Origin of the sequence: Burkholderia sp. B10 (assembly GCF_004368385.1) — a bacterium.
Lineage (GTDB): Bacteria > Pseudomonadota > Gammaproteobacteria > Burkholderiales > Burkholderiaceae > Burkholderia > Burkholderia vietnamiensis.
On record NZ_PQMX01000043.1, the window covers coordinates 45,237 to 56,278 of the forward strand.

An 11,042-nucleotide genomic window follows, 5' to 3' on the forward strand; every position below is an offset into this window, starting at 1 on the left:
CCGCCATGCGTGTTCATTGAGCGCGCTTACTTGCCTGCCGCAGCCGCGACGACCTTCTGCGCAGCCTCTTCCATGCTGTCTGCCGAGATGATCGGCAGGCCCGAATCGGCCAGCATCTTCTTGCCGAGGTCCTCGTTCGTGCCCTTCATGCGCACGACGAGCGGCACGTTCAGGTTCACGGCCTTCGAACCGGCGATCACGCCTTCCGCGATCACGTCGCAGCGCATGATGCCGCCGAAGATGTTCACGAGGATCGCCTTCAGGCCCGGGTTCTTCAGCATCAGCTTGAACGCTTCGGTGACCTTCTCGGTCGTCGCGCCGCCGCCGACGTCCAGGAAGTTCGCCGGCTCGCCGCCGAACAGCTTGATCGTGTCCATCGTCGCCATCGCGAGGCCTGCGCCGTTCACGAGGCAGCCGATGTTGCCGTCGAGCGAGATGTACGCGAGATCGAACTTCGATGCTTCGATTTCAGCCGGATCTTCTTCGTCGAGATCGCGGTACGCGACGATTTCCGGGTGGCGGAACAGCGCGTTCGAGTCGAAGTTGAACTTCGCGTCGAGTGCGGTGACCTTGCCGTCGCCGGAAACGTTCAGCGGGTTGATTTCGGCGAGCGACGCGTCGGTTTCCCAGAATGCCTTGTACAGGCCTTGCAGGATCGTGCGCGCTTGCGGGATCGATGCAGCCGGCACGCCGATCTTCGCGGCGAGGTCGTCCGCCTGCGCGTCGAGCAGGCCCGTCGACGGCTCGACGATGACCTTGTGGATCAGTTCCGGATGCTTTTCCGCAACTTCCTCGATGTCCATGCCGCCTTCGCTCGAACCCATCAGAACGATCTTTTGCGACACGCGATCGACGACGAGGCTGACGTACAGCTCCTGCTTGATGTCGGCGCCTTCTTCGATCAGCAGACGGTTGACCTTCTGGCCTTCCGGACCCGTTTGGTGCGTAACGAGCTGCATGCCGAGGATCTGGTTCGCGTATTCGCGAACCTGCTCGATCGTCTTCGCGACTTTCACGCCGCCGCCCTTGCCGCGACCACCCGCGTGAATCTGAGCCTTCACGACCCACACCGGGCCGCCCAGCTCTTCTGCCACCTTGACGGCCTCGTCAACCGAGAACGCCGGCTTGCCGCGCGGTACCGCGACTCCGAATTTCCGCAGGATTTCCTTACCCTGGTACTCGTGAATCTTCATGCGTGATTCCCTTCAGTCTGAGAGATGGATGAAATGTCGCTTAAGACGCTTCTTCGAATGATTTCCGTTCATTCCTTCGTGCTGCCTTCAACGCGCATATCGGGCCGGATCGGACCATACCAGCGCGGGTAGTACTGCCGCACGACTTCGCCGTCGAACCGCAGCGCCTGGCAGCGGCCGAGCTGGAACGGCGGCTCGACGTGCTCCACGCCGTGGCCCGGCCCTTCGCCGCCTTCCTCGCGCACGTTCCACACGTCACCGGCGAACGCCTGGATCGCCGCCGTCGGCAGCACGGCGCACAGTTCGGTGAGATGGGAGCAGCCTGCGACGCCGGCGAGCAGCCGGTTCGCGTTACGGCGGAAATTGCGGAAGAGGTTGAGCCCGATGAGAGCCCGATAGGCGGGAGGAGCAGATTGGCAGTGACCGGGATAGGGAACCCATTCCGAGGACGCTTCGGCGTCGACGACATTGAGGTCACGATCGATGGTCACGCGCAGCCAGAGTTCGTGAATCGGCAAGCCCTGGGGCCGAATGCCCGACGCAAGCGCAACATCGCGCGGCTTGTGATCGGTCAGGCAGGCTTCGATGTCCCACAAGCCGTCGCCGCGCTCGTAGGCTTCCGCTCGGATTGCGCGTCGATGTCGCAACTGACGGGGCACGGGCTCGGATAGCGGCATGCTGGAGGTTGAGGCCGAAGAGGAAAACCCGTGGATTTTAGCATATTGGGTATCTGAGGCATGGGCGCGCGACGGCGGGTATTCCCGCCTGTCCGGAAGCGGTTGCGTTGCAGCAAAATCGCGCGCAGCGCGCGCGACGGAGCCCGTCAGTCGTCGATCGGGAGATCGTCGCCGGCCTTCAGCAACTTCACGATGGTCGCGCTCGAGAAGCCCCGCGCCGCGAGAAAGCGCGCCTGCTTCGCGCGCTCCGCCGGAGTTTGCGGCAGCGCACCGAATTTCTTGCGCCAGACGGCCTGCGCGCGGGTCAATTCGGTCTCGCGCAATTGAGCATTCACTTCTTCGACGAGCGTGTCGCCGACTGCATGGCGCTTCAGTTCGCTCACGATGCGCGCGACGCCGACACGCGATGCGCGACGATGCACGAGGCTCTCGGCAAAGCGCGCGTCGGACAGCCAGCCTTCCTGCTCCAGCGCATCGAGCACCGGCTCGACGGATTCGTCCTCGCCGACGTACGGTGCGAGCTTGCGGGCCAGCTCCGCGCGGCTGTACTCGCGCCGCGACAGATAGCCGAGCGCGCGGCCCTTCAGCGAGCGCGGCGGCTTCGACGATTTGCGCTCGGCAGTGGCGGAAGGCTCGCCGGCAGCACCGCCGGACGCGCGACGCGTGCGGCGCGGATGCTGACTGCTGCGCGTGTAGACATCTTCCGTGACCGGCGCCGCGGCATCGGCCGCGCGCGCGCCGAGGATGCCGATACCCGACACGCGCCGACGCGACCGGTCGTGCGCATCGAACGATTCGTCGTCGTCGAACGGATCGACCGGCGGCGCAATCTCAAACGAAACGAGGGCATCGTCGGATGCCCTCGTTTCGGTGCGATGCGCGGCACGACTGCCCGCGCTGCGCCGGTCGGTGCCCGAGGATGCGGCTCGCCGGCCGGAGCGCCCCGTCACGTCGGACGTGTCGCTCGCTTCCGGTTCGCCGGCCTGCCCTCGGCGCCCTGCCATCACTCTTCTTCGTCCATCGCCTCGGCTTCGTCGACCACGCCATCGGGCATCGCGACGACACCGAGCGACTCGCGAATGCGGTTCTCGATCTCGCGTGCGATTTCGGGATTCTCGCGCAGGAATTCACGCGCGTTGTCCTTGCCCTGACCGATCTTCTCGCCGTTGTAACTGTACCAGGCGCCGGCCTTGTCGACGATTTTCGCCTGCACGCCGAGATCGATGATCTCGCCCTGACGCGAAATGCCTTCGCCGTAGAGGATGTCGAAGATCGCTTCGCGGAACGGCGGCGATACCTTGTTCTTGACGACCTTCACGCGGGTTTCGTTGCCGATCACCTCGTCGTTCTTCTTGATCGAGCCGATCCGGCGGATGTCCAGACGCACCGACGAATAGAACTTCAGTGCATTGCCGCCCGTCGTGGTTTCCGGGTTGCCGAACATCACGCCGATCTTCATCCGGATCTGGTTGATGAAGATCACGAGGCAGTTCGTGCGCTTGATCGTGCCCGTCAGCTTGCGCAGCGCCTGCGACATCAGACGCGCCTGCAGGCCCGGCAGCGAATCGCCCATCTCGCCTTCGATTTCGGCCTTCGGCACCAGTGCCGCGACCGAGTCGATGACGATCATGTCGATCGAGCCCGAGCGCACGAGCGCGTCGGTGATTTCGAGCGCCTGTTCGCCGGTGTCCGGCTGCGAGATCAGCAGCTCCGGCACGTTCACGCCGAGCTTCGCCGCGTACTGGACGTCGAGCGCGTGCTCGGCGTCGATGAAGGCTGCCGTGCCGCCCAGCTTCTGCAGCTCGGCGATCACCTGCAGCGTGAGCGTGGTCTTGCCGGACGATTCCGGACCGTAGATTTCGACCACCCGGCCGCGCGGCAGGCCGCCGACGCCGAGCGCGATATCGAGGCCCAGCGAGCCCGTGGAGACGACCTGGATGTCTTCCTTCACGTCGCCGTCGCCCATCCGCATGATCGACCCTTTGCCGAACTGCTTCTCGATCTGCGCGAGTGCGGCCGCCAGCGCCTTGCTCTTCTCGGCGGTCATCCCGGAGCCCTTCTTGCTATCTTCCATGAATCGTCCTTTGCTATGATGAGCAGCGTCTGTCAGAGGCGCGCCCGCTTCAAGCGCTGCCCACGAATGCAGACACTGTATAAAAAAACAGTGTTTTATGCAAGCCCGCAATGCAGGCTGCGTTGTACACGGATCAGTTCGGAGACAGCCGCGCCGGCGCGCCCGCCCGCCGGCCATCGGTCAGCAACATGCGAATTCTCATCGCCGAAGACGACAGCATACTCGCGGACGGCCTCACCCGGTCACTCCGCCAATCGGGCTATGCGGTCGACCACGTGAAGACCGGCGTCGACGCCGATACCGCCCTGTCGATGCAAAGCTTCGACCTCCTGATCCTCGATCTCGGGTTGCCGAAAATGTCCGGGCTCGACGTGCTCAAGCGCCTGCGCGCGCGCAATTCCAACCTCCCCGTGCTGATCCTGACGGCCGCCGACAGCGTCGACGAGCGCGTGAAGGGGCTCGACCTCGGCGCCGACGACTACATGGCCAAGCCGTTCGCGCTCAACGAGCTCGAGGCGCGCGTGCGCGCGCTGACCCGGCGCGGCGCGGGCGGCGGCCCGACCGTCGTGCGCCACGGCTCGCTCGCGTTCGACCAGGTCGGCCGCATCGCGTATGCGAACGAGCGCGTGCTCGACCTGTCCGCGCGCGAGCTCGGGCTGCTCGAAGTGCTGCTGCAGCGCATCGGCCGGCTCGTGTCGAAAGAGCAGCTCGTCGACCATCTGTGCGAATGGGGCGAGGAAGTCAGCAACAACGCGATCGAAGTGTACGTACACCGGCTGCGCAAGAAGATCGAGCCGAGCGGCGTGCGCATCTCCACCGTGCGCGGCCTCGGCTACTGCCTCGAGAAAGCCGCGCCCGCGGCGCCGGCCGACCCGGCTGCCGCTGCGCCGCCCGCGGCGGCCGGCACGCCGCTGCGCTGAGCCCGGCCGTCGCCGCGATGGCCTCGCCGGTCCATTCCCGCCCTTCGGCCGGCGAGCAACCGTCCGCCGCCGACGCCGCGCGCGATGCGCGCTACGAGAACCCGTTTGCGCCGCCCGACGAAACCGAGACGCCCGAGGCCGCGCGCCCGCGCTCGCTGTTCGGCGAGATCCTCGACTGGATGCTCGCGCCGCTCCTGTTGTTGTGGCCGATGAGCATCGCCGTCACCTATCTGGTCGCGAAGACGATCGCGAACGGCCCGTTCGATCGCGCGCTGGAGACCAACGCGTACGTGCTCGCGCGGCAGATCCACCCGGTCAACGGCGTCGCCGAGCTGACGCTGCCGCAGCAGACGCGCGACTTCCTGCGCGCGGACAACGTCGACAGCGTGTATTTCCAGGTGCTCGGCACGCGCGGCGAGCTGGTCGCGGGCGAGGCCGACATGCCGCTGCCGCGCGAAGAAGACCGGCCGCCGCCGGGCGTCGTCGTGTTCCGCGACGATCTGCTGCGCGGCAACGACGTGCGCGTCGCGTACACGACCGTCGCGTTGCCGACGCCGGGCGGCCCGCAGCCGGTGCTCGTGCAGGTCGGCGAGACGCTCGACAAGCGCAACGCGCTCGCGAACGACATCATCAAGGGCGTGATCCTGCCGCAGTTCGTGATCCTGCCGCTCGCGATCCTGCTCGTCTGGTTCGGGCTGTCGCGCGGGCTCGCGCCGCTCAACGCGCTGCAGGCGCACATCCGCGCGCGGCGGCCCGACGACCTGTCGCCCGTCGAGGCGCAGCGCGCGCCGCCCGAGATCGAGCCGCTCGTCACGTCGTTCAACGATCTGCTGGCGCGCCTCGAACAGAACATGGCGCTGCAGAAGCGCTTCATCGCCGACGCCGCGCACCAGATGAAGACGCCGCTCGCCGGGCTGCGCACGCAGGCCGAATTCGCGCTGCGTCATCCGGTGCCGCCCGACGTGCAGCGCTCGCTCGAGCAGATCGCGACCAGCTCCGAGCAGGCCGCGCGGCTCGTCACGCAACTGCTCGCGCTGGCGCGCGCCGAGAACCGCGCGAGCGGGCTGACGTTGGAGCCGGTCGAGATCGCCGAGCTCGCGCGCCGCACGGTGCGCGACTGGGTGCAGGCCGCGCTCGCGAAGGGGATGGACCTCGGCTACGAAGGCCCGGACGACGACGCGCCGCTCAACGTCGACGGCAACCCCGTGATGTTGCGCGAAATGCTCGGCAACCTGGTGGACAACGCGATCCGCTACACGCCCGACGGCGGCCGCATCACGGTGCGCGTGCGCGCCGAGCGCGACGCGCAGCGCGTCCACCTCGAAGTGGAGGACACCGGCCCCGGCATCCCGGCGGCCGAACGCGGCCGCGTGGTCGAGCGCTTCTACCGGATCCTCGGCCGCGAAGGCGACGGCAGCGGCCTTGGGCTGTCGATCGTGCGCGAGATCGCCGCGCAGCACGGCGGCACGCTGACGCTCGACGATCACGTGTACCAGCAGACGCCGCGCCTCGCGGGCACGCTGGTGCGCATCAGCCTGCCGCTGTCAGGCAGCGCTGCGGATTAACCCTGACAGGCGCGTGACGAATCGCGGCGAAACCGGTGTTTTACCGCCCGTTTGCGGCACGATCGGACCGCGAAACCGCCGATTCGTCGCGGGTTAACGCGCAGTCAATTTGTGCATGCGAGTCAGTGCGCCGTAAGTTTCCGTGCCAATAATCGTCGTCAGGCCCGCCCTCCCAAAGCGGCCGCACATCTATATCAAGGGACTTGGAGACGATTCATGGCAACGCTAGGCGAGCAAATTTCGCACTCGCCGATGACGGGCGAAGAAAAGAAGGTGATCTTCGCGTCGTCGCTCGGCACCGTGTTCGAGTGGTACGACTTTTATCTGGCCGGATCACTCGCGGCCTACATCAGCAAGAGCTTCTTCTCCGGGGTCAACCCGACTGCCGCGTTCATCTTCACGCTGCTCGGCTTCGCGGCCGGCTTCGCGGTGCGCCCGTTCGGCGCGATCGTGTTCGGCCGCCTCGGTGACCTGGTCGGCCGCAAGCACACGTTCCTCGTGACGATCGTGCTCATGGGCATCTCGACCTTCGTGGTCGGCTTCCTGCCCGGCTATACGTCGATCGGCATTGCTGCGCCGGTGATCTTCATCGCGATGCGGCTGCTGCAGGGCCTTGCGCTCGGCGGTGAGTACGGCGGCGCGGCGACCTACGTCGCCGAGCATGCGCCGGCCAACCGCCGCGGCTTCTACACCGCGTGGATCCAGACCACCGCGACGCTCGGCCTGTTCCTGTCGTTGCTCGTGATCCTCGGCGTGCGCACCTTCATCGGCGAGGAAGCGTTCGGCAACTGGGGCTGGCGCGTGCCGTTCGTCGCGTCGATCCTGCTGCTCGCGGTGTCGGTGTGGATCCGGATGCAGCTGAACGAGTCGCCGGTGTTCCTGCGCATCAAGGCCGAGGGCAAGACGTCGAAGGCGCCGCTGACCGAAGCGTTCGGCCAGTGGAAGAACCTGAAGATCGTGATTCTTGCGCTCGTCGGGCTGACCGCCGGCCAGGCCGTCGTCTGGTACACGGGCCAGTTCTACGCGCTGTTCTTCCTCACGCAGACGCTGAAGGTGGACGGTGCGAGCGCGAACATCCTGATCGCGATCGCACTGCTGATCGGCACGCCGTTCTTCCTGTTCTTCGGCTCGCTGTCGGACAAGATCGGCCGCAAGCCGATCATCCTCGCCGGCTGCCTGATCGCGGCGCTCACGTACTTCCCGCTGTTCAAGGCGCTCACGCACTACGCGAACCCGCAGCTCGAACTCGCGACGCAGAAGGCGCCGATCACGGTGCTCGCCGATCCGGCCACCTGCTCGTTCCAGTTCAACCCGGTGGGTACGTCGAAGTTCACGAGCTCGTGCGACATCGCGAAGAGCGCGCTCGCGAAAGCCGGCCTGAACTACGAGAACGTCGCGGCGCCGGCCGGTACGATGGCGCAGATCAAGGTGGGCGACACGGTGATCCCGGCCTATGACGGCAAAGCCGCCGATGCGAAGGCGCAAGGCGCGGCGTTCGACAAGACGCTCGCGTCGACGCTGAAGGGCGCCGGCTACCCGGCGAAGGCCGATCCGGCGCAACTGAACTGGCCGATGACCATCGTGATCCTGACGATCCTCGTGATCTACGTGACGATGGTGTACGGGCCGATCGCCGCGATGCTGGTCGAGATGTTCCCGACGCGGATCCGCTACACGTCGATGTCGCTGCCGTATCACATCGGCAACGGCTGGTTCGGCGGCTTCCTGCCCGCGACCGCGTTCGCGATCGTCGCGGCGAAGGGCGACATCTATTCGGGCCTCTGGTATCCGATCGTGATCGCGCTGGCGACGTTCGTGATCGGCGTGCTGTTCGTGAAGGACACGAAGAACTCGAACATCTACGCGCAGGATTGACGACGGGTGCGCGGGCGGTGTTTCGCCCGCGCGGTCGGCGCCGGCATGAGACGGTCGGCAACTTTTTTCAGGGAAGATCGAAAAAGGTGTTGACAGCCGGGCGGTAGATCTACATAATTCAAGTCTTCGGCGAATTAGCTCAGTCGGTTAGAGCGACGGAATCATAATCCGCAGGTCCGGGGTTCGAGTCCCTGATTCGCCACCAAATGCAAAAAAGGCTCAGCGCAAGCTGAGCCTTTTTTCTTTTCAGCGGTTCAACGAAGATTCAACCGCGCATCCCTCTCTCTCATCCGCCCCCTCGGGCAGCCGCAGCCTCGATCACCGACGTATCCCACCGTCCGTACTGCATTGCCTCAGCGAGCATCCCGAGCGTCAACGGAACGACAGCCGGCCGGCGATACCGCTTCGAAAACAAGCCGAGGAACCCCGACAACATTTCCTGACCTTCTGGCCGGAAATAGCGTCGATACGGAAAATCCCGCACCTGGACGCTGAACGTCTCAGCCCACTTGTCGATGAATTCGACAGCATCCTCCCCCGTCAGCCCCAAGTCCTCTTCAAGACGTGACGTGGGCAGCAAATCCAGCCGTCCACCGAACAACGGCCGACCCAGCTCTTCCCGAGCAAACGTCTCAAGACGTTCCCAAACATCACTTTCCATCACAACACCCTATCTTCCGGCTTAACGACACGGTTATAGGCCATCACCGTGTTGCGCATGATCAGCACCACATCCACTGCCAAGAACATCTCCCCGGCAACAGGAATCAAACGCCCGACCCAAGCACCAAGGTTCCGAGTAAACGCAACACGAATCCCGGAAAGCCCCACGCCGGTAATCATCGGCAGCCGCACCGCAACCTTGAAAGGCAACAGCTTGCGCGCAGCCAACGAGGCTACGGATGTACCTGCCGTAGCCCCGACAAACTTGCCCGGCGCAGGCACGTCAGCCTGACCGAGCAACACGGCCGCAGCAGCCCCCAAATCATCCAGTCCAAGCTGTTTCTGCGTCTCATCCAACGCCACGTAGACGAACAAATCCACCGGCCTCAGGTTCTGATGGATACCGAATCTATATCGATTTTCGCTCATTGCTGTCCATCCACCTCAGATCGCCGACTGACGACTGTTACGAACATACAGGTACAGAAGCCCGACCGGTGCAATAAAGATCGCGCAACTCCAGCAGAGCGCCATCGTCATCCACTTAAAGAACAACACAACTAGCGCAGGCAGGAAGAAAACATTCCGCCCAACGATGTAGTCAACGATGCCCTCGTAAACGAATCGCGAATAAGGATAAAGAAAGCAGTTAACCGCGAAGAACAGCAACGCACCCACCGGTATAGCCACCGGCTTCGACCCACGACTCAGAACAAAAAGAAGAAGTGCCGGGAAAATCAGCCCAAACAGAAACTGACGAACGTAATACTGCGTTGATAGACCGCCGAACGATTTTGCAAGAATCGGATGCATAACTATTCCATTGTTTATTTTTCGAACACAAATCGAGACCCTCACCCGATTTGTCCGATTTTAACGTATCCGCACCCTACATCCAAAATGCATATCGCATCCAACATCAGCGCCAAGTCGCACGGCCTTTCGACGTTCTGCTACCTCCGCCCTCGCCTCAGCAGCACGTGGACGTCCTACCTTGCACGTACGCAGCCATCGTCTCCCAATCTGCCGCGAAGCCAGATTGGTAGCGCCGCATCCTGCTCCTGAAACGCACGGACATGTGTCAACGGGTGGTCCGTCGCCCAATGCCCGAAGCGACCTAACTCATTGAGCATCGCTCGCAGATACACGCACTTGCGTGCCGAGGACGTTGCCGGCAAGCTAGATGCCATCAAAACGGCGCCGCCGATCTAACGGAGTTCACGACCTATGCCCGCTAACGAGCAATGGGAACAGTTGCTGACGCCAGCGGTGATGCAAGAAAAGCTCATCTCGGCGTCGCTCTACATCACCGCCTTTGAGCTTCTGAGGCAATCAATCGTCGGGCGTATCCGCGATTTCTACAACATTGAAAGCATTGGTCTCGAGCCTGGTACATACCAGTTCAGCGGCGAATATCGCTCGAAAGTTCTCGCTCGCAACAAAAGCACCCTGTACGCATCGCTCGATTGGTTGACCGAGTATGGCGCAATCGATCTTGGCGATCTTGCGACCTTCGAACGCATCAAGTCGATTCGGAACAAGCTAGCTCACGAACTGCCATCGATTGTGACGGGCACGGTGGATTTCGACCACATAGAGATTTTCCATGATTTGATCACAATCTTAAGAAAAATCGAGGTCTGGTGGGTGGTGAACGTTGAGATTCCGACCAATCCCGATTTTGACGGGCGGGAGATCGATGAGGCGGCAATCGTCCCGGGACCAGTCTTGATGCTTCAAATGATGGTGGAGGTCCTTTCCGGGAACGAAGATCTGCTAGAGCACTATCGAATGGGCAAGGCCTAAATCATTTCAAACTCAAAAGCCGCGTTTTTCCGCAGAGGCTCGTTCGGCCAGTTGCTGCTTCTTGAGCTGGCCGGCAGCTCAATTCGCCCGGAAGCACCCCGGCATCCTTGCCCTGAATCTGGGCAAGCAACTGATCGATCAGTTCATTGAGAAACAGCTTTGGCGCCTTCGGGTTCTTGATCTTCTTGGCTACTGTAGTGTTGCATCGGTCATAGAACGGTAGTTCCGTTGCCCCCCGCGAATCAAACCACCGCCGCCCCCCTCTGCAC

The 11,042-nt window shown here is 63.5% G+C and carries 11 protein-coding genes, 1 tRNA gene and 1 pseudogene; 5 read left to right on the forward strand and 8 right to left on the reverse strand.

Translation table 11 applies throughout. From position 1 onward, the window contains the following. Nucleotides 1–26: 26 nt before the first annotated feature. From sucC to recA, 4 genes are all read right to left on the reverse strand, one after another. Nucleotides 27–1,193, reverse strand: coding sequence for an ADP-forming succinate--CoA ligase subunit beta (gene sucC / locus C3Y15_RS20830; RefSeq protein ID WP_011885925.1), 1,167 nt, complete (start codon nucleotides 1,191–1,193; stop codon nucleotides 27–29). Between the two features lie 68 nt (nucleotides 1,194–1,261). Then, entirely contained in the window at nucleotides 1,262–1,870 is a 609-nt protein-coding gene (locus C3Y15_RS20835; protein ID WP_011885926.1) for a DUF2889 domain-containing protein, read from the reverse strand. A gap of 146 nt (nucleotides 1,871–2,016) precedes the next feature. Next, complete coding sequence (gene recX, locus C3Y15_RS20840) at nucleotides 2,017–2,874, reverse strand: recombination regulator RecX (RefSeq protein ID WP_045578815.1); 858 nt, start codon at nucleotides 2,872–2,874, stop codon at nucleotides 2,017–2,019. Next, nucleotides 2,874–3,944 carry a recombinase RecA gene (recA, locus tag C3Y15_RS20845; protein WP_011885928.1) on the reverse strand — a complete coding sequence of 357 codons (1,071 nt, stop codon included), beginning with the start codon at nucleotides 3,942–3,944 and terminating at the stop codon, nucleotides 2,874–2,876. Before recA ends, recX begins: the two co-directional genes overlap by 1 nt. Nucleotides 3,945–4,132: 188 nt before the next feature. Here recA and C3Y15_RS20850 point away from each other — a divergent pair, with 188 nt between their 5' ends. The 4 genes from C3Y15_RS20850 to C3Y15_RS20865 all read left to right on the forward strand — a co-directional run bounded on the left by C3Y15_RS20850 (nucleotide 4,133) and on the right by C3Y15_RS20865 (nucleotide 8,509). Continuing rightward, entirely contained in the window at nucleotides 4,133–4,864 is a 732-nt protein-coding gene (locus tag C3Y15_RS20850) for a response regulator transcription factor (protein WP_011885929.1), read from the forward strand. Nucleotides 4,865–4,881: 17 nt separating this feature from the next. Further along, a complete protein-coding gene (locus tag C3Y15_RS20855) occupies nucleotides 4,882–6,429 on the forward strand; it encodes a sensor histidine kinase (RefSeq protein ID WP_014723583.1) in 1,548 nt (515 codons plus the stop codon). A 216-nt stretch (nucleotides 6,430–6,645) separates the two neighbouring features. After that, nucleotides 6,646–8,304 carry an MFS transporter gene (locus tag C3Y15_RS20860; protein WP_059458261.1) on the forward strand — a complete coding sequence of 553 codons (1,659 nt, stop codon included), beginning with the start codon at nucleotides 6,646–6,648 and terminating at the stop codon, nucleotides 8,302–8,304. Between the two features lie 128 nt (nucleotides 8,305–8,432). Further along, nucleotides 8,433–8,509: transfer RNA gene (locus C3Y15_RS20865), tRNA-Met, on the forward strand. 81 nt (nucleotides 8,510–8,590) lie between these two features. On the opposite strand, the gene C3Y15_RS20870 is transcribed toward C3Y15_RS20865, so the two are convergent. Genes C3Y15_RS20870 through C3Y15_RS20880 form a run of 3 tightly spaced genes read right to left on the reverse strand, consistent with a single transcriptional unit; the run spans nucleotide 8,591 to nucleotide 9,780 of the window. Beyond that, nucleotides 8,591–8,965, reverse strand: a complete 375-nt coding sequence (locus C3Y15_RS20870; RefSeq protein WP_045578801.1) for a DUF1493 family protein — start codon at nucleotides 8,963–8,965, stop codon at nucleotides 8,591–8,593. Then, a complete protein-coding gene (locus C3Y15_RS20875; RefSeq protein ID WP_045578800.1) occupies nucleotides 8,965–9,396 on the reverse strand; it encodes an STM2901 family protein in 432 nt (143 codons plus the stop codon). Before C3Y15_RS20875 ends, C3Y15_RS20870 begins: the two co-directional genes overlap by 1 nt. A 15-nt stretch (nucleotides 9,397–9,411) precedes the next feature. Further along, nucleotides 9,412–9,780 (reverse strand): hypothetical protein, encoded by a 369-nt coding sequence (locus C3Y15_RS20880; protein ID WP_045578799.1) that lies wholly within the window; start codon nucleotides 9,778–9,780, stop codon nucleotides 9,412–9,414. A gap of 414 nt (nucleotides 9,781–10,194) precedes the next feature. Here C3Y15_RS20880 and C3Y15_RS20885 point away from each other — a divergent pair, with 414 nt between their 5' ends. Beyond that, nucleotides 10,195–10,773: a hypothetical protein gene (locus C3Y15_RS20885; RefSeq protein ID WP_045578798.1), complete on the forward strand. Its 579-nt coding sequence runs from the start codon at nucleotides 10,195–10,197 to the stop codon at nucleotides 10,771–10,773. A 39-nt stretch (nucleotides 10,774–10,812) separates the two neighbouring features. Here the strand turns inward: C3Y15_RS20885 and C3Y15_RS31995 are convergent. Beyond that, nucleotides 10,813–10,954: pseudogene (locus tag C3Y15_RS31995) on the reverse strand (IS256 family transposase); the annotation flags it as partial. Nucleotides 10,955–11,042: the final 88 nt, after the last annotated feature.

Excerpts from the sequence above, each read along its gene's own strand:
- sucC (WP_011885925.1), bottom strand. The coding sequence starts at position 1,193 with ATGAAGATTCACGAGTACCAGGGTAAGGAAATCCTGCGGAAATTCGGA.
- C3Y15_RS20835 (WP_011885926.1), bottom strand. The coding sequence starts at position 1,870 with ATGCCGCTATCCGAGCCCGTGCCCCGTCAGTTGCGACATCGACGCGCA.
- recX (WP_045578815.1), bottom strand. The coding sequence starts at position 2,874 with ATGGCAGGGCGCCGAGGGCAGGCCGGCGAACCGGAAGCGAGCGACACG.
- recA (WP_011885928.1), bottom strand. The coding sequence starts at position 3,944 with ATGGAAGATAGCAAGAAGGGCTCCGGGATGACCGCCGAGAAGAGCAAG.
- C3Y15_RS20850 (WP_011885929.1), top strand. The coding sequence starts at position 4,133 with ATGCGAATTCTCATCGCCGAAGACGACAGCATACTCGCGGACGGCCTC.
- C3Y15_RS20855 (WP_014723583.1), top strand. The coding sequence starts at position 4,882 with ATGGCCTCGCCGGTCCATTCCCGCCCTTCGGCCGGCGAGCAACCGTCC.
- C3Y15_RS20860 (WP_059458261.1), top strand. The coding sequence starts at position 6,646 with ATGGCAACGCTAGGCGAGCAAATTTCGCACTCGCCGATGACGGGCGAA.
- C3Y15_RS20870 (WP_045578801.1), bottom strand. The coding sequence starts at position 8,965 with ATGGAAAGTGATGTTTGGGAACGTCTTGAGACGTTTGCTCGGGAAGAG.
- C3Y15_RS20875 (WP_045578800.1), bottom strand. The coding sequence starts at position 9,396 with ATGAGCGAAAATCGATATAGATTCGGTATCCATCAGAACCTGAGGCCG.
- C3Y15_RS20880 (WP_045578799.1), bottom strand. The coding sequence starts at position 9,780 with ATGCATCCGATTCTTGCAAAATCGTTCGGCGGTCTATCAACGCAGTAT.
- C3Y15_RS20885 (WP_045578798.1), top strand. The coding sequence starts at position 10,195 with ATGCCCGCTAACGAGCAATGGGAACAGTTGCTGACGCCAGCGGTGATG.